19 protein-coding genes and 1 pseudogene are annotated in these 22,634 nt (G+C 60.9%); 10 read left to right on the top strand and 10 right to left on the bottom strand.

Annotated features, from left to right (window positions below):
• Positions 1 to 74 precede the first annotated feature (74 nt).
• Positions 75 to 2,151 (bottom strand): annotated as a pseudogene (locus tag AABM54_RS03155) (AsmA family protein).
• Positions 2,152 to 2,539: 388 nt separating this feature from the next.
• Between AABM54_RS03155 and AABM54_RS03150 the strand changes: the two are divergent.
• The 7 genes from AABM54_RS03150 to AABM54_RS03120 all read left to right on the top strand — a co-directional run bounded on the left by AABM54_RS03150 (position 2,540) and on the right by AABM54_RS03120 (position 7,703).
• Positions 2,540 to 2,959: a hypothetical protein gene (locus AABM54_RS03150; RefSeq protein ID WP_347903726.1), complete on the top strand. Its 420-nt coding sequence runs from the start codon at positions 2,540 to 2,542 to the stop codon at positions 2,957 to 2,959.
• Positions 2,960 to 3,117: 158 nt separating this feature from the next.
• Positions 3,118 to 3,750 carry a TetR family transcriptional regulator gene (locus AABM54_RS03145; protein ID WP_347903725.1) on the top strand — a complete coding sequence of 211 codons (633 nt, stop codon included), beginning with the start codon at positions 3,118 to 3,120 and terminating at the stop codon, positions 3,748 to 3,750.
• Between the two features lie 225 nt (positions 3,751 to 3,975).
• Complete coding sequence (gene ureE, locus AABM54_RS03140) at positions 3,976 to 4,476, top strand: urease accessory protein UreE (protein WP_347903724.1); 501 nt, start codon at positions 3,976 to 3,978, stop codon at positions 4,474 to 4,476.
• The gene (locus tag AABM54_RS03135) at positions 4,473 to 5,147 is read left to right on the top strand and encodes an urease accessory protein UreF (RefSeq protein ID WP_347903723.1); all 675 of its coding nucleotides are present in this window, start codon (positions 4,473 to 4,475) and stop codon (positions 5,145 to 5,147) included. Before ureE ends, AABM54_RS03135 begins: the two co-directional genes overlap by 4 nt.
• 23 nt (positions 5,148 to 5,170) lie before the next feature.
• The gene (gene ureG, locus AABM54_RS03130) at positions 5,171 to 5,785 is read left to right on the top strand and encodes an urease accessory protein UreG (protein ID WP_347903722.1); all 615 of its coding nucleotides are present in this window, start codon (positions 5,171 to 5,173) and stop codon (positions 5,783 to 5,785) included.
• 38 nt (positions 5,786 to 5,823) lie between these two features.
• A complete protein-coding gene (locus AABM54_RS03125) occupies positions 5,824 to 6,393 on the top strand; it encodes a HupE/UreJ family protein (protein ID WP_347903721.1) in 570 nt (189 codons plus the stop codon).
• Positions 6,394 to 6,569: 176 nt separating this feature from the next.
• Positions 6,570 to 7,703, top strand: coding sequence for an AGE family epimerase/isomerase (locus AABM54_RS03120; RefSeq protein WP_347903720.1), 1,134 nt, complete (start codon positions 6,570 to 6,572; stop codon positions 7,701 to 7,703).
• 122 nt (positions 7,704 to 7,825) lie between these two features.
• On the opposite strand, the gene AABM54_RS03115 is transcribed toward AABM54_RS03120, so the two are convergent.
• From AABM54_RS03115 to AABM54_RS03075, 9 genes are all read right to left on the bottom strand, one after another.
• Positions 7,826 to 8,734 carry a cation diffusion facilitator family transporter gene (locus AABM54_RS03115; protein WP_347903719.1) on the bottom strand — a complete coding sequence of 303 codons (909 nt, stop codon included), beginning with the start codon at positions 8,732 to 8,734 and terminating at the stop codon, positions 7,826 to 7,828.
• Positions 8,735 to 8,928: 194 nt separating this feature from the next.
• On the bottom strand, positions 8,929 to 9,696 hold the full coding sequence (locus AABM54_RS03110; RefSeq protein ID WP_347903717.1) for an SDR family oxidoreductase: 768 nt from the start codon (positions 9,694 to 9,696) through the stop codon (positions 8,929 to 8,931).
• An 820-nt stretch (positions 9,697 to 10,516) separates the two neighbouring features.
• Positions 10,517 to 11,233 carry an ABC transporter ATP-binding protein gene (locus AABM54_RS03105; RefSeq protein WP_347903695.1) on the bottom strand — a complete coding sequence of 239 codons (717 nt, stop codon included), beginning with the start codon at positions 11,231 to 11,233 and terminating at the stop codon, positions 10,517 to 10,519.
• On the bottom strand, positions 11,230 to 12,105 hold the full coding sequence (locus AABM54_RS03100; RefSeq protein WP_347903665.1) for an ATP-binding cassette domain-containing protein: 876 nt from the start codon (positions 12,103 to 12,105) through the stop codon (positions 11,230 to 11,232). Before AABM54_RS03100 ends, AABM54_RS03105 begins: the two co-directional genes overlap by 4 nt.
• A complete protein-coding gene (gene livM / locus AABM54_RS03095; RefSeq protein ID WP_347903664.1) occupies positions 12,102 to 13,385 on the bottom strand; it encodes a high-affinity branched-chain amino acid ABC transporter permease LivM in 1,284 nt (427 codons plus the stop codon). The genes AABM54_RS03100 and livM overlap by 4 nt, the downstream gene beginning before the upstream one ends.
• 3 nt (positions 13,386 to 13,388) lie before the next feature.
• Positions 13,389 to 14,303, bottom strand: coding sequence for a branched-chain amino acid ABC transporter permease LivH (locus AABM54_RS03090; RefSeq protein ID WP_347903663.1), 915 nt, complete (start codon positions 14,301 to 14,303; stop codon positions 13,389 to 13,391).
• A gap of 170 nt (positions 14,304 to 14,473) precedes the next feature.
• On the bottom strand, positions 14,474 to 15,607 hold the full coding sequence (locus tag AABM54_RS03085; RefSeq protein WP_347903662.1) for a branched-chain amino acid ABC transporter substrate-binding protein: 1,134 nt from the start codon (positions 15,605 to 15,607) through the stop codon (positions 14,474 to 14,476).
• A 630-nt stretch (positions 15,608 to 16,237) separates the two neighbouring features.
• Positions 16,238 to 17,521: an FAD-binding oxidoreductase gene (locus AABM54_RS03080; RefSeq protein WP_347903661.1), complete on the bottom strand. Its 1,284-nt coding sequence runs from the start codon at positions 17,519 to 17,521 to the stop codon at positions 16,238 to 16,240.
• 160 nt (positions 17,522 to 17,681) lie between these two features.
• The gene (locus AABM54_RS03075; RefSeq protein ID WP_347903660.1) at positions 17,682 to 19,172 is read right to left on the bottom strand and encodes an aldehyde dehydrogenase family protein; all 1,491 of its coding nucleotides are present in this window, start codon (positions 19,170 to 19,172) and stop codon (positions 17,682 to 17,684) included.
• 161 nt (positions 19,173 to 19,333) lie between these two features.
• Between AABM54_RS03075 and AABM54_RS03070 the strand changes: the two genes are divergently transcribed.
• The 3 genes from AABM54_RS03070 (at position 19,334) to nadE (ending at position 22,578) form a co-directional block, all read left to right on the top strand.
• A complete protein-coding gene (locus tag AABM54_RS03070) occupies positions 19,334 to 20,245 on the top strand; it encodes a LysR substrate-binding domain-containing protein (protein WP_347903659.1) in 912 nt (303 codons plus the stop codon).
• 286 nt (positions 20,246 to 20,531) lie between these two features.
• Positions 20,532 to 21,746 (top strand): nicotinate phosphoribosyltransferase, encoded by a 1,215-nt coding sequence (gene pncB, locus AABM54_RS03065; protein ID WP_347903657.1) that lies wholly within the window; start codon positions 20,532 to 20,534, stop codon positions 21,744 to 21,746.
• A 4-nt stretch (positions 21,747 to 21,750) separates the two neighbouring features.
• Positions 21,751 to 22,578: an ammonia-dependent NAD(+) synthetase gene (gene nadE, locus AABM54_RS03060; protein WP_347903656.1), complete on the top strand. Its 828-nt coding sequence runs from the start codon at positions 21,751 to 21,753 to the stop codon at positions 22,576 to 22,578.
• The last annotated feature ends 56 nt before the right edge of the window (positions 22,579 to 22,634 follow it).

Below are 22,634 nucleotides of genomic sequence, written 5' to 3'. Positions count from 1 at the left end.
CCTTGACCTGTTGAACACCGCAGATCAGAGGTGGGAGCAAGCCTGCTCGCGATGGAGCCGCGACAGACAGCCCATTACCGGGTGGGTTGGACCGTCACCGGGGCCTTGCCTTCTTTCATTTGTGCCAGCAACGGTGCGCATTGATTCGCCTCGCCACCGCTCGGCGCGACCAGCGCCAGCAGCCCCGCCGCCGGGCCGGCGATGACGCCCAGTGCAACCATCCCGGCGCCGCGCAGCATCAATGGCACCCCCTTCACCCCCGCCTCCGGCTTGATGAACTTGCCGCGTACATACAGCGGTGAACGCAGGGAGATCAGCCGCCAGCCCTTGGATTCTGGCGTGATGGTCAGGTCCAGTTGCTCGCTGGCCATGTTCGCCGTGCCGTCGATGTAGATGATGGCGTTCTCGGTATCGAACACGAACAGGCGGGTGGTCGCCAGACCGCTCTTGACCCCGAAGTCTGCCGCCGCACAGTTGATCTTCACGTCCTTGTCGCCAAAGATCTTGCCGACCACATAATTGCCGACGTTGAGCCCCGCCAACTCCATCAATTCACGGCTGATCGCCCCGTCATTGATCAGCATCTTCACGTCACCCTTGGCGCTGCCCAGCAACGCCGCCACCGAGTTGCCAGTGCCGGCAATGTCGGCGTCACCATTGAGCTCTCCGAAGCTGGTTTTCATCGGTTCGAAGGTCGGGAACAACTGCTTGAGCTTGAAACCCCGAGCCGTCAATTTGGCCCGGCCTTCCAGCGGCGTGGTGCGGCCGTCGAGGCGAATCTGTGCCTCCAGTTTCCCGCCCGCCACGCCAAAGCGCAGGGGCTCCAGGCTGAGTTGACCGTCGTTGAGCACCATGTGGGTGTAGAGGTCCGTGAACGGCAGTTTTTCGCTATGGACAATACGCTTGCCGGTGAACTCGACATCGGCATCCATGTCACGCCAGCGCTCGGTGCGAAACGCCTCGACCGGCAGCACCTTGTCCGCCGGTTGCTTGCTTTCACCGCCACGGGCCTTTTGCCTCGCGTTGGAGTCGGCGCCGATCAGCGGCGCGAGGTCGGCGAACAACAATTGATTGGAAACCAGCGCGCCGCTGAGCCTGGGCCGTGGCTGGCTGGCGACATACGCCAGGTCGCCGTGAATATCACTGCCACCGATGGTGCCGTTGAACGCTTCATAACGGAATGTTGCACCGTCCGGTTCATGCAGCTTGGCGATCAGGTGACCGTCCGTGGCATACGACGGCGAATCCGGCAGGGTTACGCCGGTCAAGGGATAGAGGTTACCCAGGCTGGAACCGGCCAGTTTCAGCCGCAGGTCCAGTGCGCCAAGGTTCAGCGGGTCGGTCAGGGTGCCGGCCAGTTCGATGCGGGTGTCGCCGATGTTCGCTTGTGCCTGCAACGGGAACGGCCTGGCCGCATCCTGCAACGCCAGCAAGCCACCGATCTTGCCCTGCCCCGTGAGTTTCTGGCCGTGATACTGACCATTCACCTTCAGCGCGAATGCGTAATCCTGGGGGGCAGAGCCTTTCTCCAGGGCTTTTTTGGCCGCTTTATCGCCAACGATGTCGCTGAATGGAATCGGCTTGCCCAACGGATCGATCAACAGATCGAGTCGGGTTTTCAGGCTTTGGTCGTCAAGGGTGACGTGGCCCTTGTCGAAGCCGATCGCTCCGATGTCCACCACCCAGTTGGACGGTTCAGCGTTCGGGTCTTTGGGATCAAGCGTGAACGTCCAGTTGGCACGACCGTCGGCCAGGCGTTGGAGGTCGGCCGTGGGCTGCGTCAGGTCGATGCGCGGGATGACCACGCGTTGCGCCAGCAGGGGCCAGCGGTGAGATCCGCAGTTCAACCCGCTTGAGCGTGACCATTTGCGGCTGTTTCGACCAGTCCGGGTTGCCCAGGCTCAAGTCTTCAGCCACCACGTGCGGCCACGGCACCCAGGCCCGCCAACCGCCTTCGTCAGCCTCACGCTGCCAGACCACGGCAAGGTTGCCATTGATGGCGAACGCACGGTGCAGCTCTTCGGACACCTTGGCATTGAGCGGGGGTTTGATCCGGTTCCAGTCAAAAAACACGATGAGCAGAACCAGCAGGGCCAGCAGCACCATGAAACTGCTGAGGGTCCAGGCCAGAATTTTACGAGTGCGCGTCATTGCACAGGGCTCCTGATGACAACTGAGCGCCCGACCTGCGACGCACCTATGAACGGTAGGCCAAAAACTGGCCGACTATGCAGACTACGACTGGCAAATGGCCCACAGGTTTAACTGCAATGCCCCATCCGGGCGAAAAAACCAGCCGAAAGCTGACCGACTCGCCCACTTTGCGTTACCGCCCCCGCACATTTGCGATGCGCAAGTGGGTCGAAAATACCCACCTCGGTACAAAACCACTCACCGGAAACGCCCGTTCTAGAGCCGTTTCGCAGAACAATCAATTCTGTTGATTATTACCATTGTCTTTATGAACTTTTATATCGACTTATCGAGAGTAGCATTGCCTCCGTACCCACTTTATCGCCCTCCCAAGGAGCAACCCATCATGAAACGCCAATTACTGCTTAGCCTGACCCTCTCGATTCTGGCCGCCAACGCCTTCGCCCTGCCAGCCGCCGAGCAAGCAACCCCTCAAGTCAAAGACAGCCACTCGGTGCTCACTCAAACCGTCGCTGAAGGTGGCCGTGATCGCCTCGAGCAGAAAGGTCTGGTTGAAGATGGCTACGACCGCACCCCACAAGGTCAGACCGTCGCCGAAGGTGGCCGCGATCGCCTCGAGCAAAAAGGCCTGGTTGAAGATGGCTATGACCGCACCCCACAAGGTCAAACCGTCGCCGAAGGTGGCCGTGATCGTCTCGAAGAGAAAGGCCTGGTTGAAGACGGCTACGACCGTACCCCACAAGGCCAAGTGGTTGCCGAAGGTGGTGGTGACCGTGTGATCGAACGCAACAGCGCTGTGAGCTGAGCCCATGGTAGCCCTGGAAAAAAGCCCGATCCCTGGATCGGGCTTTGACTTTCTATAAGCCGCGCCCTCTTCACCCAATCGCCCCTACGCAAGTTCGACGCCGGCAAAGCTGATTTGCTAGAGTGCGCCGCTGTCCTTGATCAGAAATCAGCCTCCCGATGCTGCCCCGCGCCGAACAGAAACAACAGACCCGCAACGCCCTCATGGATGCTGCCCGCCACCTGATGGAAGGTGGACGTGGATTCGGCAGCCTAAGCCTGCGCGAAGTGGCGAGAACCGCGGGTATCGTGCCCACCGGTTTCTACCGGCACTTTGCCGATATGGATCAGTTGGGGCTGGAACTGGTCAGCGAAGTCGGCCAGACCTTCCGCGAAACCATCCGACTGGTGCGCCACAATGAATTCGTCATGGGCGGGATCATCGACGCCTCGGTGCGGATCTTCCTCGACGTGGTTGCGGCCAACCGCTCGCAATTCCTGTTTCTGGCGCGCGAGCAATATGGCGGCTCGCTGCCCGTGCGCCTGGCCATCGGTAAGCTGCGCGACAACATCAGCTCCGACCTTGCGGCCGACCTCTCGCTGATGCCCAAGCTGCAACACCTCGATTTCGCCGGTTTGAGCGTCATGGCCGACCTGATCGTCAAAAGCGTGTTCGCAACCCTGCCGGACATCATCGATCCGCCCGCCGAAGCCTTGCCCGAACACCTGACGCCCCAGGTGAAGATCACGCAGCAACTGCGTTTTATCTTTATCGGCCTCAAGCACTGGCAAGGGCTGGGCAGCACTGAGTAACCGTTCCCACGCAAACGGTTGATCGTTCCCACGCCCTGCGTCACGCCAATCATTGCGATCCGCAACAAATGGGTGCGCAGAAAAACCACCGCGCACCAAACCCGCCCATATTTTCGCAACATCTTGAAACATCCACTGCGCTCTGTCAGGGATTTCCTACGTCTCGTCCGATTGGCAAGCCCCTTGCTCTAGCCTGAGCATTGTCCTTTGCAAGGAAGCCTTCCGATGTTGGTGATTCATCGCAGAATCGACCCTCAACCCCTCTGGGCCGCCGAGTTGCACCTGAACTTCGAGGCGCGCAGCAAAAGCCGCCTGCGCTGTTTCAGTGCCGAAGGTGAAGACGTCGGGTTGTTTCTGGAGCGCGGTCAGCCGCCGCTGTATGACGGCGAATGCCTACAGGCCGAAGACGGCCGCGTGGTGCGGGTGTGCGCCCGCCCCGAACACTTGCTGCACGTCACCTGCGCCAATGCCTTCGAATTGACCCGCGCCGCGTATCACCTGGGCAACCGCCACGTTGCACTGCAAGTCGGTGACGGTTGGCTGCGACTGCTCGACGACTACGTGCTCAAAGCCATGCTCGAACAACTGGGCGCCCGCACCGACAGCATCGAAGCCCCGTTCCAGCCGGAACACGGCGCTTACGGTGGCGGCCATCATCATTCACGGCATGGCGACGAAGACTTCAACTATCCGCCGAAACTGCACCAGTTCGGCGTGCGGTTATGAACCCAGCCTGGGCGCTGCTGCGCCTGGCCAGCCCACAATTGCCGATTGGCGGCTACAGCTACTCACAAGGGCTGGAAATGGCGGTGGACAACGGCCGAGTCAGCGACACGGCCTCCGCCAGGCGCTGGATCAGCGATCAACTCCTGCTGAACCTGGCGCGCTTCGAAGCGCCGCTGCTGCTAGCCCATTGCACTGCCGCGGCCAACGAAGACTGGCCCGCGTTGCTGCAACGCGGTGAAGAACACCGCGCCAGCCGCGAAACCCGCGAGTTGCATCAAGAGAGCCGACAAATGGGCTACTCCCTGCAACAACTGCTCAACGGCTTGCCAGAACTGGATGACACCGCCCGTACGTTTCTCGCACAACGCGGCGAGCCCCATCTGGCCCTCGGTTGGGCACTGGCCGCTCGCGCCTGGCGAATCAGCCCGCAGGATGCATTGGCTGCCTGGCTCTGGAGCTGGCTGGAAAACCAGTTGGCCGTGCTGATGAAAACCCTGCCGCTGGGCCAGCAAGCCGCGCAACGCCTCACCAGCGAACTGCTGCCGCTGCTGCAACAGGCGCAGCAGAACGCCTCAAGCATCGACCCCGACCATTACGGCAGCGCCGCTTTCGGCCTGTCCCTGGCGTGCATGGCCCATGAGCGCCAGTACAGCCGCCTGTTTCGTTCCTAGGGCCTGTTATTTTGGAGAATCACATGAACGCACAACCTCTGCGCGTCGGCATCGGCGGCCCGGTCGGTTCCGGCAAAACCGCCCTCACCCTGGCCTTGTGCCTGGCGCTGCGTGATCGCTACAACCTGGCGGTGGTCACCAACGACATCTATACCCGCGAAGACGCCGACTTTCTGGTGCGCAACGAAGCCCTCGCCCCCGAGCGGATCATCGGCGTGGAAACCGGCGGCTGCCCGCACACGGCGATCCGCGAAGACGCCTCGATCAACCTCGAAGCCGTGGATCAACTGAACCGGCGCTTTCCGGGGCTGGACCTGATTCTGGTGGAATCCGGCGGCGACAACCTGTCGGCGACCTTCAGCCCGGAGCTCTCGGACCTGACGATCTACGTGATCGACGTCTCGGCCGGCGACAAGCTGCCGCGCAAGGGCGGGCCGGGGATCTGCAAATCCGACCTGCTGGTGATCAACAAGATCGACCTGGCGCCGCTGGTGGGCGCATCACTGTCGTTGATGGACAGCGACACCCAACGCATGCGCAACGGCAAGCCGTTTGTCTTCAGCAATCAGAAAACCGGCCAGGGGCTTGAGGAAATCATCGCCTTCATCGAGCGTCAAGGGCTGCTGACTGCCGCCTGAAACTTATCCACACGGGTTATCAACAAGGAAGCTTATCCATGACACTCAAACACCTGTTCGCCGCCACCCTGCTGCTCACACCGGCACTGGCCTTCGCCCACCCCGGCCATGGCGACAACGGTTTGCTGGCCGGTATCAGCCACCCGATTGGCGGGCTCGACCATTTGCTGGCGATGCTCGCCGTCGGGTTGTGGGCCGCCCAGCAACAAGGCGCGGCACGCTGGGCGCTGCCGTGTACGTTCGTCGCCACCATGCTGATCGGCGGAATGCTGGGGTTTGAAGGTTTGAACCTGCCGGCGCTGGAAAGCGGGATTGCCGCGTCGGTGCTGGCCCTGGGCCTGGCCGTGGCGCTGGCCGTACGGCCGCCGTTGAGCCTGGCCATCGCCGCCACCGCGCTGTTTGCATTGTTCCATGGCGTGGCGCATGGCCTGGAGCTGCCGGACATGTCGAGCCCCTGGACCTATGCGATCGGGTTTGTCGCTGCGACAGCGGTATTGCATGCAGCGGGTTATGCGGTGGTGCGCGTGTTGCCGCAAGCGGCGGCGCCATTGGTGCGAGTGGCGGGTGCAGCATCAGCGGCGACCGGGGTGTGGTTGCTCGCGGGCTGAATTCTTTATTGCCCGTTCTGGCCTCATCGCGAGCAAGCTCGCTCCCCACATTGGAATGCGTTCCCCTGTGGGGAGCGAGCTTGCTTGCGATGACGGCCTGACAGACACCCCGTCTTTCAAGCCGACCTCTCTGCTACCATGTCGCGCAAACACTCCTGCCGTGACGACGCCAGCCAATGCCTCATGTTCCCCGCTCCGCCCCCCAGCCTGAATTGACCGCCCTGTTCGCCACGGTGCAGCAACATTTTCGGGACGTCATCGTGCCGCTCTGGCAAGGCCCCGGCTGGAACGCAGACATGGCGCTGCCGTATGAGGCGCTGGACGCCGAACACCGGCCATTGCCGCCCCAACGCTACCGGGCCATGGCCTGCGCGCGGCAGCTGTACCTGTTTTCCAGCCTGATCGGCGAAGTGCCGGCCGCCGAAGAGCGCGCCGCCGCGTTGTTCCGCTCCTTGCAGCGGCATTTCCACGATGCCGAACACGGCGGCTGGTTCTACAGCATCGACGCCCACGGCACGCCGCTGGATCAGCGCAAAGACCTCTACACCCACGCCTTCATCCTGTTCGCCTGTGCCCATTACTGGGGCAAGGTACGCGAGCCGTTGGTGGAGTCGGTGCTCAATGCCGCGCTGGAAGTGATTGCCCAGCGCTTCGCGATTGATGCCGGGCTGTACGAGGCGAGCCTGGATCGCGACTGGTCGGCGCTCCATGTCGGGCCCTTGCAGAATCCCTTGATGCACCTGGCCGAAGCCTTCCTCGCGACCCTCTCGGTCCGTGAGGATGCCGCCGTGCAAAGCGCCCTCGTCGCCCTGTGCGATGGCCTGTACAAGCGCTTTATCCACCCCGATGACGGCGTGATGATGGAAAAACCGCTGGGGGTCGAGGACAACTGGTTCGAACCTGGGCACCAGTTCGAGTGGTTTTTCCTGCTGGAGTCGTCGCCGTTGCTGCGCGGCTCGAAGCTGCACACCTCCTTGACCCGTGCCTTCGGCGCGACCGAGCAGCAAGGGGTCAATGACCAGACCGGCGCCGTGCGCGCCATGCTCGACCCGAACCTGGACGGTCGGCCTCGCGATGAAACCCAGCGTATCTGGGCCCAGGCCGAATACCTGCGTGCCCTGACCCTGCGCCCGGACAGCGAAGCGCTGGTTGCACGCCAGTTGCGTGCGTTGCAGCAGCGCTTCCTGCATGCCGGTGGCTGGTACGAATGCCTGGATCGCGACGGCGCGGTCAGCCGCCGCGACATGCCTTCAACCACGCCTTACCACTTGGCGACCTGCTATCGCGGCCTGGTTGAATATCTACGCTAACCCTGTGGCGAGGGAGCTTGCTCCCGCTGGGCTGCGCAGCAGCCCCTAATTTTTCCAGGCACACCGCAGGCGGCTGCTTCGCACCCGAACGGGAGCAAGCTCCCTCGCCACAGGTCACCGACTCAGCCCGCAATCCACTTGCGATCACCGGTAAAGCTGATCGTCAGCCAGCGCGCCGCATCCGGCTTGCCGAGCTTCGCCGAGATCTGGTCACGCAGCGCATCCAGCGTGGCGACGCTGTCCAGTTGGTAGTCGACCGGCAACACCACATGAATCTCGATGAACCGCGCCCGCCCGTGCTTCTGTACATAAGAGATGTAGTCGGCAAAGCCATGCTCGGCCTTGGCCTCGTCCATCACTTGACGCACCGTGTCGTCGAGTTGGTCCGGGGCAATCCCCAGCACATCGCGCAGCGCCGGCTTCAGAATCTTCAACGCCGGTGCAAGCATACTCAGGGCCAGCAGAATCAGGATCAACGGGTCGACGTAAACCGCCCACTCGCCATACCCCTGGGTCTTGAGCAACAACGCCGTGAGGAAGCTCACCAACAGGCCGACCGACAGCATCGCGTCCACCAGCCAACTGATGTTGTCGAACTGGATCAGCGACGATTTCAACTTACGGTTGCGGTAACGGACGTAGAAGAAATAGGCGAACTCGACCACGGTAAACACCGCCGCATAGATGATCACCAGCCCCAACTCGATCTCGCGGCCACCGTTAATGATGCCGAACACGCCGTTGAGAAAGGCGTAGATCGCAATCAGCACCAGGAAGCTGCCTTCGATCAACAGGACCATCGGCTCCAGGTGCCAATAGCCGAACTGGAAGCGCTGGTTGCTTTGCTTGGCAATCAGCTTGGCGGTAATCAGCATCAGGACCTTGATGAAGGTCGCGATCAGCGAAAAGAAACCATCGAACAGGATGGATTGGGATCCGGAAACAAACCCCGTGACAATGCCGGCGATCGCCACGGCGAACATCAGAATCGTCGATTGTTTGAGCAGTGTCTGCTCACCTCGGTTACTCACGTAGCCTCCTCTGAAAACCTCGAACACCGCGGGGTGCGGTGGGGTTGTTGGGAGGAGAGTCTACCTTATGCCTTGTTTAACCCGATTGTGTGGCGAGGGTGCTTGCTCCCGTGGGGTCGCGGAGCGACCCCACTCTCTCACTAAAAGAATGGGACTGCTGCGCAGTCCAACGGGAGCAAGCTCCCTCGCTACAATTACGCCTTGCTACTGCGATCGATCGCAAAACCAGCCCAGGTCTGGCTCACCGGCATCAGTTCCAGGCTGTTGATGTTGATGTGCGCCGGAGCATTGAGCACCCAGAAGATCGTTTCGGCGATGTCCTGCGGCTGGATCGGCTCGGCACCCGCGTAGGTCGCGTCGTAACGGGCCTGGTCACCGGCGAAACGCACCAGCGAGAACTCGCTTTCGCACAGGCCCGGCTCGATGTTGCTGACCCGTACGCCCGTGCCTTGCAGGTCGCAACGCAGGTTCAGCGAGAACTGTTTGACGAAGGCCTTGCTCGCGCCATAGACGTGGCTGCCCGGGTACGGGTAGTTGCCGGCGATGGAGCCGAGGTTGATGATCCCGGCACCACGACCGTGGGCGATCAGGCGCGGCAACAGCAAGCGAGTGCTGTACATCAGGCCTTTGATGTTGGTGTCGACCATGGTGTCCCAGTCGTCCAGATCGCACTTGGGCGCAGGGTCCACGCCCAGGGCCAGGCCCGCGTTGTTGATCAGCCCGCGCAGGGTGGTGAAGGACGGCGGCAGGTTCGCGATGGCGTTTTCCATGGCCTTGCGGTCACGCACATCGAGCACCAGGCCATGGACCTCGGTCTGCTTCGACAATTCGGCGCACAGGGCATTGAGGCGTTCCTCACGACGGCCTGTCAGCACCAGTTTCCAGCCGGCCTCGGCAAAACGGCGGGCACAGGCTTCACCAAAACCGGACGTCGCGCCGGTAATAAACAGGGTGTTGGACATCGTGTTCTCCTCACTTGGGCTGATGCGCAGCCATTGAAATAAACATTCAGCGGGCAGCATGCCCGGCCTGACAAACAGCGGCAACTGGCGCTCGGCAATTGAGCGCCGCGGGCCTTTGTCGGCGGCGGGCCGGTGTTACCGAGCCTGCTAGCTGTACAAAAAACGCTCAAATCATTCAGCGCCTTGCCCACCGGGGCTTGCAGCCACCTGCACGCACCTTATCCACAACCCCGTCCACAGTCTTTGGGGGCAAGTGCCAAACCGCAAGAAGCACTGTCCACAAGGCTTTGCGGGGCTATTTGAAAGTTTTTTGCTTGACCCGGCACACCCTGCGTGCAGGCATCGCCGACAGACGCGACCGACCAGTCAAATGAACGATGGCTCCACGCCAGTAACCACGGCGCTTTCCCGAGTCTTTCCAGAGTTTAACCACAGACTTATCCACAGGCTTGCCATGCTCTTTTCACCCGCGCAGCGCCGATAATAAAAAGGTTGACAAGCTCGGCTCAAGGTCATGGAAAAACACCTGATCAAAAAACAACCGACGCCCCACACACCACGCCAATCAAGGCCTGTAGACAGTTGCTCCCACGTTACCCACAGCCAGCTCCACAGCAAACGGGGACAAGTCAAAGCTGTGTAAAAACAGCCAATTGCAGCGTCTTTATGTCGCGCTTTAACAGGTTGCGAATATTGTTTTCCACAATTCACCGAGGTCCCTGTGGTAGCGGGCTTGCTCCCGCAGGGATTGGTGGTGTTCTGGAGGCGTAAAAAAGCCCCGGCGATTGCGCGCCGGGGCTGTGGATAGCTCGACAATAACTCAGTGCCCGCCCAGGTAGGCGTTACGCACCTCCTCGTTCACCAGCAACTCCTTGCCGGTGCCGCTGAGGCGGATCTCGCCGTTGACCATCACATACGCCCGATCCGAGAGCCGAAGCGCGTGGTTGGCGTTCTGCTCGACCAGGAAGATAGTCATGCCGGTGCCCGCCAGTTCACGCAGGGTGGCGAAGATCTGTTTCACCACAATCGGCGCCAACCCCAGGCTCGGCTCGTCGAGCAGCAGCAGCTTGGGTCGGCTCATCAGGGCGCGGGCAATGGCGAGCATTTGCTGCTCCCCACCAGACATGGTCATCGCTCGCTGAGTTCGCCGTTCCTTGAGCCGGGGGAACAGCTCGAACATGCGCTGCATGTCTTCAACGGCGTACTGGTCGCCAATCGGGATAGTGCCCATCAGCAGGTTTTCCTCGACGGTCATGTCAGGAAACACCCGCCGCCCTTCCGGCGACTGCGCAATGCCGTTAGACGCGATGTAGTGGGACGACTTGTGGGTGATGTCCACGCCCCGGTAGATGATCTGCCCGTCGGCAGCGCGCGGCTGACCGAAGATCGACATCAGCAAGGTCGACTTGCCGGCGCCGTTGGAGCCGATCAGGCTGACGGTTTCCCCTTCGTTGATGTGCAGCGAGACCTTTTTCAGGGCCTGGATCGGTCCGTAGAACACGTCCAGCTCCTTGAGTTCGAGGATCGGTTGAGTCATACCACCTCCTCTTCGTCGGCACCCAGGTAGGCGGCAATCACTTTCGGATCGTTGCGAATCGCTTCAGGCCCTCCCTCGGCGATCACGTTGCCGTGGTCCAGCACCACGATGTGGTCGGAAATGCTCATTACCATGCCCATGTCATGTTCGATCAGCACCACGGTCAGATCATGCTCGTCACGCAGCAGCCGGATCATCGCGCTCAGCGCTTCGGTTTCCTGAGGGTTGAGGCCAGCGGCCGGTTCGTCGAGGCAGATGATCTGCGGCCGTGTGCACATGGCCCGGGCAATCTCCAGACGCCGTTGCTGGCCGTAGGACAACTCACCGGCCAGACGGTTGGCGCAGTCCACCAGATTCACCACTTCCAGCCAGTAAAAGGCGTGGTCCAGTGCATCGCTTTCAGCCTTTCGATACCCCTTGGTGTTGAGGACTCCGGCCAGCATGTTGCGGTTGACCCACATGTGTTGGGCCACCAGCAGGTTCTCCAGCACCGACATTTCCTTGAACAGGCGAATGTTCTGGAAAGTCCGTGCCAGCCCGGCACGGTTGATCAGGTGCGTCCCCCCGAACATCTTGTAGAAGAGCCGACTGGCGAAGCTTTTGGGCGACACGAAGTCAGTCGCCTTGAACGGTTCCCCGAGCATTTTGATGACGTTGGTTTTCTCGCCGCGTGCGTTCAACTCGATATGCCCACCGGAGGCCTTGTAGAAACCGGTCAGGCAGTTGAACACCGTGGTCTTGCCCGCTCCGTTGGGGCCGATCAGGGCGAAAATCGAGTTGCGTTTGACTTGCAGGCTGACGTCACTCAGGGCCTTGATGCCGCCGAAGTGCATCATCAGGTTTTCGACCTTCAGAACGATTTCATTACTCATGGCGCCACTCCCTTGCGTGGGGTCACACCGGTACGGCTGATACGAATCAGGCCGCGCGGTCGCCAGATCATCATCAACACCATAAGAACTCCGAACAGCAACACCCGGTACTCGGCAAAGCCACGCAGCAGCTCTGGTGCAACGGTCAGCACGAATGCGGCGATTACCACACCGATGGTCGAGCCCATGCCGCCGAGCACCACGATGGCGAGGATCAATGCCGACTCGAAGAAGGTGAACGAGGTCGGGTTGACGAAGCCCTGATAGGTGGCAAAAAACACCCCGGCCAGGCCGGCAGTCGATGCGCCCAGGGTGAACGCCGAGAGTTTCACCAGCACATGGTTCAGGCCCATGGCGCGGCAGGCGATTTCATCTTCACGCAACGCTTCCCAGGCGCGGCCCACGGGCATGCGGGTCAGGCGGTGCTTGACGTGCAGCACGAACAGCACCACCAGAAACAGCACCGCGTAGATGAAGTAGAACTTCACGTCGGGGTTGTAGGCGATCCCGAAAAACTCATGGAACGGCACCCCGCCGTCTTTCGCCCGCTTGCCGAACTCCAGGCCGAAGAAGGTTGGCAGCGGCGCTGCCATGCCGTTCGGGCCACCGGTCAGGGACAGCCAGTTATTGAGGATCAGGCGAATGATTTCACCGAAGCCCAGGGTCACGATAGCCAGGTAGTCGCCATGCAGGCGCAACACCGGAAACCCCAGGATGCAACCGGCCAGCCCGGCGGTGATGGCCGCCAGTGGCAGTACCGTCCAGAAACCCAGCCCAAGGTAGTGATAACCCAGTGCCAGGCCGTAGGCGCCGATGGCGTAAAACGCCACATAACCGAGGTCCAGCAGACCGGCCAGGCCGACCACGATGTTCAGGCCCAGGCCCAGCAACACGTAGATCAGGCCGAGGATCACAACGCCCAGCAGGTAGGAGTTGGCGAACACCGGAAACACCACGGCAATGACGATCATCAGCGGGATGATCCAGCGCAGTCGCGATTTGTAGTCCGGTGCCTGTACGTGCACACCGGAGCCGGTGGTTTCAAAGCCCTCCAGAATCACCCGGCCCTTGGGGGTTTGCAGGAACAGGCTCAGCGCAAAACGCCCGAGCATCACCACGAGCACAATCCAGGCAACCCGCTTGGGTTCCAGGTTGAAGCTGTAGCCATCCAGTACGACGCCAACAATCGGGCCGAACACGATCACCGCAATCAGGCCGGCAAGAATCGCTTCGACCACACTTTTTTTGATATCGATCGATTTTTTATGGGTTGAAGACATCGCTTACACCTTCGACACAAGAGGACGGCCAAGCAGGCCTTGAGGCCGAAAGACCAGAACAAGCACCAGCAGCGAAAAGCTGAACACATCCTTGTAGTCCGAGTTGATCAGGCCGGAAAACAGCGACTCGGAAATCCCCAGGATAATCCCGCCGAGCATGGCCCCGGGCAGCGAACCGATACCGCCCAGCACCGCGGCGGTGAACGCTTTGATGCCGATGACGAAGCCTGCATAGAAGTCGAAGGTGCCGTAGTTCATGGTGATCAGCACACCCGCCAGCGCCGCCATGGCCGCACCGATGATGAACACGTAGGAAATCACCCGGTCGGTGTTGATCCCCAGGATCGAGGCCATTTTGCGGTCTTGCTGGGTGGCGCGACACATGCGGCCGAGCTTGGTGTACTTGATGACGTAGGTCAGCAGGGCCATCCCGAGGAACGCTGCAACCAGAATGAAGATCTTGGTGTAAGTCAGCTGGACGAAGCCGGTTCCGATATCGATCCGCCAGGCGCCGGTCAGCAGCGTCGGAACGCCTTGTTGGCGAGTGCCCTGGCTGATCTGTGCATAGTTTTGCAGGATCAGGGAAATACCGATGGCGCTGATCAGCGGTGCCAGCCGGGTGGAGTTGCGCAGCGGTTTATACGCGATACGTTCGATGACCCAGCCATACACCCCCGTGACAACGATGGTGAAGACCAGTGTGCCGAGCATCAACAGCGGGAAGGATTCAATACCGAAGTACGCCAGCAGAGCCAGACTGATTGCCGCCAGGTAAGCAGAAATCATGTAAACCTCGCCGTGGGCGAAGTTGATCATGCCGATGATGCCGTAGACCATTGTGTAGCCGATGGCGATCAGGCCATAGACCGACCCGAGGGTCAGGCCGTTGACCAGTTGCTGCAGGAAAATACCATCCATAACGCAATCTCACGCACTTGAGAGACGGCACCAGTGGCTGCTGCGACGGCGTGGGGTTCAGCCATCCGCGCAACACCCAGAGATGCGGCTCTAGGAGAAAAGACAGGTACTGCACGGATACGCGGTAAACGGTCGGCCCCCATGGGGGCCGACCGGATCAGGCGTTCAGGTCACTTCTGTTTTTCCAGCTGATGGTATTTGCCGCTCTTGTCCCACTGGTACACCACGTAGTCCGAGACCTTCAGGTCGCCCTTGCTGTCCCAGGATTTCTCGCCCATCACGGTTTTGACCGGGTTGGCTTTCAGCCACTTGGCGGCATCTTCGCCCTTGTTGGACTTGGCGCCGTTGAAACCGGCGGCCAGGGTCTGGATCGAGGCATAGGCATACAAGGTGTAGCCTTCAGGCTCGTAACCGGTAGCACGGAACTTGTCGACCACAGCCTTGCTGTCCGGCAGCAGGCGCGGGTCGGCGCCGAAGGTCATCAGCACGCCGTCGACGAATTGCGCGCCACCTGCGGTGGTCACCAGTTCATCGGTAACGATGCCGTCATCGGACATGAACGTGATGTCCTTGAGGCCTTGCTCACGCAACTGGCGAACCAGTGGACCGGCTTCCGGGTGCAGGCCGCCGAAATAGACCACATCGGCCCCGGTGCCACGGATCTTGGTGACGACTGCGCTGAAGTCTTTTTCGCCACGGGTCAAACCTTCATACAGCACCGGTTTCACGCCGCGTTTTTCCAACTGGGCCTTGGTGGCATCCGCCAACCCTTGACCGTACGTGTCCTTGTCGTGAAGCACCGCCACTTTCTTGCCCTTGAGCACGTCGACGATGTAGTCGCCTGCCACGATGCCCTGCTGGTCGTCACGCCCGCACATGCGGAACATGGCGCTCAGGCCGCGCTCGGTCACCTTGGGGTTGGTGGAGCCTGGAGTAATCGAAATGATCCCGGCTTCGTCGTAGATCTCGGATGCGGGAATGGTCGAAGAAGAGCAGAAGTGCCCGACCACGCCGGCGACTTTCTGGTTGGTCAGGTCCTTGGCAACCGACACAGCCTGTTTTGGTTCGCAGGCGTCATCGCCTTTGACCAGGACGATTTTTTCGCCGTTTACCCCACCTGCCGCGTTGACCGCATCCGCCGCTGCCTGCGCACCCTTCATGTACTGCTCGCCAAATGCCGCGCTAGGACCTGTCATGGGGCCGGCAACACCAATCTTGATATCAGCCTGAGCAAACGCAGAAACACCCAGCGCAGCTGCCACTGCGAGGGCTACAAAGCCTTTTTTGTAAAACGTCTGGGACATGAGGTGGTGCTCCAAGGTTTTTTTTAGTTGGCATTGCGACTTCTCTGAATGCTCAGAGCAAGGGCCGTGCCATCGGTTTTTTATTCTTCAAAAAGTCGCTGCTTTCTTGTTATTACGACTGTTTCGGGCCCATTTTCATTGGACGTGCAACCGTCTAAACCGCGGAAGGTGAAACCGTTATTTTTTAATGGCGCAACCAGCTCGCGCCATCATTGCAACCGCAGCGCCAAACGACGTGCAACCGCCGTGTAACAGCCTGCGTCACCGAACTGCACACTGCTGGTGCACAACTGCTACAACCCGCACCACTAAAGAATAGGACCTCTCATCAGTTATTTCCTGCTCCGCGTTGAAGTCTTAAAGCGGGCCAGGCAAGGCGCAGTCCGCAGGTAATGGTCGTTCCCTTGCCAAGGACTGCAACGCAGCCTGGCCCGTTTTAAGACACAACCCGAAGGGCCGGGCCTGCTGTGGTGCAGGGCTGCGTTGCTCGGAGCTTGTTTGGAATAACCAAACCACGCTCCTCGCGCCTTGTCCTGCACCACAGCAGACCCGGCGCGGTGCAGGAAAAAACTGATGAGAGGTCCTCCCGCTGCACGAAAAAGCGCCGCTTCCAGCAACAAATTCACCCCGTTATATGACAATGCGCAGGCACTGCCCGGCGTGATAGAGGGAAAAACCCGCTTCATACAAACAGCTACGTAACCCAACGCCAGCCAATGGCTGCATCGGTGCAAAGGGAATCGGCAAGGCCTGGGGATCTCCGTGGCACAGATAGTCGGCGAAGGCTTTGCCGACGACGGTGCCGGTGGTCACGCCCCGGCCGTTGTAACCGGTGACGGCCACCAGACCCGGCGCAGGTTCGAACAAGCGCATCAGGTGGTCAGGGGTGAACGCGATGCACCCGGTCCAGGTGCACTCCCATTCCACCGGTTTGAGGTAGGGAAAGTAGTGCTGCTGCACCCGGTCGGCCCAGGCCTTGAGGAACCACGCAGGTTTCTGGTTGCCGTTGCCCAGGCTGCCCAGCAGCAGGCGGCCCTGACTGTCGCGGCGAATGCTGCTCAGCACCTGACGGGTGTCCCAGGAGCCCTGGCCACCTGGCAAAATCTGTTGGGCGGCGTCTTCGGTCAGGGGCACGGACGCAACCTGATAGTAGTAACCGGCGAAGAAGTTGCGCCGCAGCTCGGTCCAGTCACCTTCGGTGTAGGCGTTGGAAGCGATCACCACTTGCTCGGCCGACACGGCGCCTTGAGCGGTTTGCACCGACCAGCGTTGGCCCTGGCGTTCCAGCCCGGTGACCGCTGAATGATCGAACAACTGACCACCCAGGTCCGCCGCTGCTTTGGCCAGGCCACTGGTGTAGGCCATCGGGTTGAGCGTACCGGCGCGGCGGTCGAGCAACGCGGCGGCGATCTTTTTAGTGCCGGTGGCCTGCTCGCACGCGGCACCGGTCAGCAACTCGACTGGCGCGCCACGACGTTTCCATTGTTCTTCACGGCTGCGCAGATCGGCTTCGCCGCGGGCGTTGTGGGCCATGTGCAACGTACCTTCGCGGCGCAACTGACAGTCGATGTGGTACTTGTCGATCAGGCTGAACACCAGCGACGGTGCCGCACCCAGCATGCGGTTGAGCTGACTGCCGACCGCTTCGCCAAAACCGGCTTCGATCTCGTCCGGGGGAATCCACATCCCGGCGTTCACCAGCCCGACGTTACGCCCCGATCCGCCCTGCCCGCAGCGCTGAGCCTCCAGCACGCAGACGCTTTTGCCTTGTTCCAGCAAATGCACGGCCGCCGACAACCCGGTGAAGCCTGCGCCGATCACGCACACATCCGCGCGGACCTCGCCCTTGAGCGCCGCCCGGTCAGGCCGTTGCGGCGTCAGTTTTTCCCATAGACACTCGTCCAATAACGGCATTGCCAGACTCCAACAGAAACCTAACCAACACACACCATTCATTGTGGGAGCGAGCTTGCTCGCGATTGCTATCTGTCAGTCAACATTGATGTCGGCTGACAGGCCCTCATCGCGAGCAAGCTCGCTCCCACAGGGTTCTTCATGGGTTCAAGAACTGTGTTTAATCAAATGTAATGCCCTGGGCCAACGGCAACTCCAGCGAGTAGTTCACGGTGTTGGTCTGGCGGCGCATGTAACCGCGCCACGCATCGGAGCCGGATTCGCGACCGCCGCCGGTCTCTTTCTCACCGCCAAACGCGCCGCCGATTTCCGCGCCGCTCGGGCCGATGTTGACGTTGGCGATGCCGCAGTCGCTGCCCACCGCCGACATGAACTGCTCGGCTTCACGTACATCAGTGGTGAAAATGCACGACGACAACCCTTGTGGCACGGCGTTGTTCAGGCGCAGCGCATCGGCGAAGTCGGTGTAGCCGACCACGTACAGAATCGGAGCAAACGTTTCACTGCACACCACATCGCTCTGCTCCGGCATTTCGACGATGGCCGGCGAAACGTAATAGGCGTTCGGGAACGTGTCTTCAAGCTGACGCTTGCCGCCAAACACCCGGCCGCCCTCGCTCAATGCCTGCTCCAGTGCATCCTGCATGTTTTCGAAACTGTGCTGGTCGATCAACGGGCCGACCAGGTTGCCTTGCAGCGGATGGCCGATACGAACCTTGGAATAAGCGGCTTTGAGGCGGGTGACGATTTCTTCCTTCACTGACTCGTGGGCGATCAGGCGACGCAGCGTGGTGCAGCGCTGGCCCGCCGTGCCGACCGCACTGAACAGGATCGCCCGAACCGCCATGTCCAGATCCGCACTTGGGCCGAGGATCATCGCGTTGTTGCCGCCCAGTTCCAGAATGCTGCGGGCGAAACGCGCGGCGATTTTCGGCGCCACTTCGCGGCCCATGCGGGTGCTGCCGGTGGCGCTGATCAACGCCACGCGCGGGTCGTCCACCAACGCCTCACCGGCGTCGCGACCGCCAATGATCACCTGGCTCAGGTACGGCGGCGCGTCGCTGAAATTTTTCAGCACGCGCTCGAACAACGCCTGGCACGCCAGGGCGGTGAGCGGGGTTTTCTCGGACGGCTTCCAGATCACCGGGTTGCCGCACACCAGGGCCAGCGTGGCGTTCCAGGCCCAGACCGCGACCGGGAAGTTGAAGGCGCTGATGACGCCGACGATGCCCAGCGGGTGCCAGGTCTCGCGCATGTGATGGCCCGGACGCTCGGAGGCGATGGTCAAGCCGTAGAGCTGACGGGACAGGCCGACGGCGAAGTCGCAGATGTCGATCATTTCCTGAACTTCACCCAACCCTTCCTGAGTGATCTTGCCGGCTTCCCAGGACACCAGCTCACCGAGGTCGGCCTTGTATTCGCGCAGAATATCGCCCAACTGACGCACCAGCTCGCCACGGCGCGGTGCCGGGACCTTGCGCCACAACTCGAACGCATGATCTGCACGACTGATGTGCTGCTCGACTTCGGCGGCGCCCTCCCAGTTCACGGCGCCAATGCGGCTGCCGTCGATGGGGGAATGCACCGGCTGTTTGCCGTTCTGGTACAGGGCCGGGTTTACGCCAAGACGATCAAGCAATGCGGCAACCATGGGGGAGTCCTCAAGCAAAATGCAGATTCGGGCAGCCGGAATACGCGGCTGATCAGACCTGTAGTTGTAGCTGCCCGCAGACGTCCCAACAAACGACCTTTAAGCGAGATATCATTCCGTTTATTCATGCAAAGCGTCACAACAAGAACAAGGGCCTCCCCATGCTGAATAAACGTCACTTGCCGTCGATCACCGCGTTGCAGTGCTTCGAGGCTGTCACCCGTCACCTGAGCTTCACCCGCGCCGCCGAAGAGTTGAACCTGACCCAGAGCGCCGTGAGCAAGCAGGTCGCGCAACTCGAAGAGCTGCTGCAACACTTGCTGTTCCGGCGCATCCGCCGACGCCTGCAAATGACCCCGGCCGGGGATTTGTACCTGGTTGAAGTCCGAAAAATTCTCACGCAAGTAGAGATGTCGACCCACTACCTGCGTTCCTACGGCGGTGAAACCGAAGTCTTGCGGGTGTCTACGCCGTCAACCTTCGGCGCTCGCTGGCTGGTCCCACGGCTCAAGGGCTGGCGCCTGCGTCATCCGCAGATTCATCTGGACCTGTGCAACGAACACGAAGCCGACGACCTGCTGCAAGGTCGCAGCGATCTGGCGTTTTACTTCGGCCAGGGTTCACGCCCCGGCACCGAGTGCCTGAAGCTGTTCGGCGAGGAGCTTGTGCCGGTCTGTGCACCGGGCAGCCTGCCGGACACGCCGTTCACCGACCCGACCCGACTCAGCGATCTGGTGCTGCTGCAAAGCGCCTCGCGGCCACAGGCCTGGCATGACTGGTTCGACAGCCAGGGTTACCAGACCGAACACAGCTACCACGGCCCGCGCTTCGAAACCTTTTATATGTGCATCCGCGCCGCGCAAGTCGGCTGCGGCGTTGCACTGTTGCCACGGTTTCTGGTGGAAGAAGAACTGGCCGACGGCAAACTGGTGATCCCGTGGCCACACGCGATGCCCAGCACGGACGCCTATTACCTGGCCTACCCCGAGCACTCGGCAGAAGTGCCCAAGGTGCGGGACTTCGTGAAATGGATGCTGGAGCAGATTGATAACCCGGCGGCTTCACAGGGTTGAGCCTTACACAGGACCTGTGGCGAGGGAGCTTGCTCCCGCTCGGCTGCGAAGCAGTCGCAAAACGGCACATGCATGACTCCAGATGTAACGTGGCGGCTGTATTCGGGGGCGCTTCGCACCCCAGCGGGACGGTACGGCGATCCGACAAGCGCCCTCACCACAAAGTATCGGCATCGTCTAAAAAATCGCTGGCAATGATTGCCATTGATATGCGCCACTACGCCCATTCATTGAAACAGCTGAAAGGCCACCGCTCCCGGCAGTGGCCAGCATGGAGATTCCCGTTATGAGCGAGAGTGTGTTTGCCGATCGCATCGTGCAGAACTTGCTCGACACCGACTTCTACAAACTGACGATGATGCAGGCGGTGCTGCACAACTACCCCAACGTTGAAGTCGAGTGGGGGTTTCGCTGTCGCAACAGCGAGGACCTGCGCCCTTATCTCGCCGAAATCCGGTTCCAGATCGAGCGCCTGGCCGAGTTGAGCCTGAGCGCCGACCAGTTGAGTTTCCTGGAGCGCATCAGTTTCCTGAAGCCGGATTTCCTGCGGTTCCTGGGGCTGTTCCGCTTCAACCTGCGTTACATCCACACCGGTATCGAGAACGGCGAGTTGTTCATCCGCCTGCGCGGGCCATGGTTGCATGTGATTCTGTTCGAAGTGCCGCTGCTGGCCATCGTCAGTGAAGTGCGCAACCGTTATCGCTACCGCGAAACCGTGCTGGAACAAGCACGCGAGCAGCTCTATCGCAAATTCGACTGGCTGAGCGCCAATGCCAGCGCCGACGAGCTGTCGCACCTGCAAGTGGCTGACTTCGGCACCCGTCGACGCTTCTCCTACCGTGTGCAGGAAGAAGTGGTGAACGTGCTCAAGCACGACTTCCCCGGGCGATTCGTCGGCACCAGCAACGTGCACCTGGCGCGCGAGCTGGACATGAAACCGCTGGGCACCATGGCCCACGAATGGATCATGGCCCACCAGCAACTCGGTCCGCGCCTGATCGACAGCCAGAGCGCCGCACTCGATTGCTGGGTCCGCGAGTACCGTGGGTTGCTGGGGATCGCCCTGACCGACTGCATCACCACCGACGCCTTCCTCAGTGACTTCGACCTGTACTTTGCCAAACTCTTCGACGGGCTGCGGCATGACTCCGGCGACCCGATCCTGTGGGCCGAGAAAGCCATCGCCCACTACCACAAGCTCGGCATCGACCCGATGAGCAAGACACTGGTGTTCTCCGACAGCCTGACGCTGCCCAAGTCGCTGGAGATTTTCCGGGCGCTGCACGGTCGGATCAATGTCAGCTTCGGGATCGGCACCAACCTGACCTGCGATATTCCAGGTGTCGAACCGATGAGCATCGTGCTTAAAATGGCGGCCTGTAATGGCGAGCCCGTCGCCAAGATTTCCGACGAATCGGGCAAGACGCACTGCAAAGACCCGAATTTTGTCGCCTATTTACGTCACGTTTTCAAAGTACCTGCCCTCACCAGCAAGGAGTGAATTCATGCAAGCCGTACAACGTGAGATGGCCGAACAGCTCAAGGTCCAACCGCCCTTCGCGGACCCTGCGGCCCTGGAGGCTGAAGTCGCGCGGCGGATTAGCTTCATTCAGGATTGCCTGGTCAATTCCGGGCTCAAGAGCCTGGTGCTGGGCATCAGCGGTGGCGTCGACTCGTTGACCGCCGGCCTTCTGGCCCAGCGCGCCATGCGCGAACTGCGCGAGCGCACCGGTGATGCGGGTTACACATTCATCGCCGTGCGCTTGCCGTACGAAACCCAGTTCGACGAGCACGACGCGCAAGCCTCGGTGGACTTCATCGCCCCGGACGAACGCCACACCGTGAACATCGGCCCAGCGGTCAAGTCGCTGGCCAGCGAAGTGGCGGCCTTCGAAGGCAAGCACGCGGTCTCGGTGGATTTTGTGCTGGGCAACACCAAGGCGCGGATGCGCATGGTCGCCCAATACACCATCGCCGGGGCGGCCCACGGCCTGGTGATCGGCACCGACCACGCGGCCGAAGCGGTGATGGGTTTCTTCACCAAGTTCGGTGACGGCGCCTGCGACCTCGCGCCGCTGAGCGGGCTGGTGAAAAACCAGGTGCGGGCCATCGCTCGCAGCTTCGGCGCGCCGGAGTCGCTGGTGGAGAAAATCCCGACCGCCGACCTTGAAGACCTGTCCCCCGGAAAACCGGATGAAGCTTCCCATGGCGTGACGTACGCCGAGATTGATGCCTTCCTGCATGGGGAGCCAGTGCGTGAAGAGGCGTTCAGGATTATTTGCGAGACGTACCGCAAGACCCATCACAAGCGGGTGATGCCGTTCGCGCCTTGAGTCGCCTCGGCTGACAAGACAAAGCCCACTGGAGGAGTGATCCTCGGTGGGCTTTT

Source organism: Pseudomonas purpurea (genome assembly GCF_039908635.1).
GTDB classification, from domain to species: domain Bacteria; phylum Pseudomonadota; class Gammaproteobacteria; order Pseudomonadales; family Pseudomonadaceae; genus Aquipseudomonas; species Aquipseudomonas purpurea.
The sequence above is the reverse complement of the archived record's forward strand: the minus strand, read 5'-3'. Positions and strand labels throughout refer to the sequence as shown.

Bases quoted from the DNA above. Each gene is read 5' to 3' on its own strand.
- AABM54_RS03150 (WP_347903726.1), top strand. From the start codon at position 2,540: ATGAAACGCCAATTACTGCTTAGCCTGACCCTCTCGATTCTGGCCGCC.
- AABM54_RS03145 (WP_347903725.1), top strand. From the start codon at position 3,118: ATGCTGCCCCGCGCCGAACAGAAACAACAGACCCGCAACGCCCTCATG.
- ureE (WP_347903724.1), top strand. From the start codon at position 3,976: ATGTTGGTGATTCATCGCAGAATCGACCCTCAACCCCTCTGGGCCGCC.
- AABM54_RS03135 (WP_347903723.1), top strand. From the start codon at position 4,473: ATGAACCCAGCCTGGGCGCTGCTGCGCCTGGCCAGCCCACAATTGCCG.
- ureG (WP_347903722.1), top strand. From the start codon at position 5,171: ATGAACGCACAACCTCTGCGCGTCGGCATCGGCGGCCCGGTCGGTTCC.
- AABM54_RS03125 (WP_347903721.1), top strand. From the start codon at position 5,824: ATGACACTCAAACACCTGTTCGCCGCCACCCTGCTGCTCACACCGGCA.
- AABM54_RS03120 (WP_347903720.1), top strand. From the start codon at position 6,570: ATGCCTCATGTTCCCCGCTCCGCCCCCCAGCCTGAATTGACCGCCCTG.
- AABM54_RS03110 (WP_347903717.1), bottom strand. From the start codon at position 9,696: ATGTCCAACACCCTGTTTATTACCGGCGCGACGTCCGGTTTTGGTGAA.
- AABM54_RS03105 (WP_347903695.1), bottom strand. From the start codon at position 11,233: ATGACTCAACCGATCCTCGAACTCAAGGAGCTGGACGTGTTCTACGGA.
- AABM54_RS03100 (WP_347903665.1), bottom strand. From the start codon at position 12,105: ATGAGTAATGAAATCGTTCTGAAGGTCGAAAACCTGATGATGCACTTC.
- livM (WP_347903664.1), bottom strand. From the start codon at position 13,385: ATGTCTTCAACCCATAAAAAATCGATCGATATCAAAAAAAGTGTGGTC.
- AABM54_RS03090 (WP_347903663.1), bottom strand. From the start codon at position 14,303: ATGGATGGTATTTTCCTGCAGCAACTGGTCAACGGCCTGACCCTCGGG.
- AABM54_RS03085 (WP_347903662.1), bottom strand. From the start codon at position 15,607: ATGTCCCAGACGTTTTACAAAAAAGGCTTTGTAGCCCTCGCAGTGGCA.
- AABM54_RS03080 (WP_347903661.1), bottom strand. From the start codon at position 17,521: ATGCCGTTATTGGACGAGTGTCTATGGGAAAAACTGACGCCGCAACGG.
- AABM54_RS03075 (WP_347903660.1), bottom strand. From the start codon at position 19,172: ATGGTTGCCGCATTGCTTGATCGTCTTGGCGTAAACCCGGCCCTGTAC.
- AABM54_RS03070 (WP_347903659.1), top strand. From the start codon at position 19,334: ATGCTGAATAAACGTCACTTGCCGTCGATCACCGCGTTGCAGTGCTTC.
- pncB (WP_347903657.1), top strand. From the start codon at position 20,532: ATGAGCGAGAGTGTGTTTGCCGATCGCATCGTGCAGAACTTGCTCGAC.
- nadE (WP_347903656.1), top strand. From the start codon at position 21,751: ATGCAAGCCGTACAACGTGAGATGGCCGAACAGCTCAAGGTCCAACCG.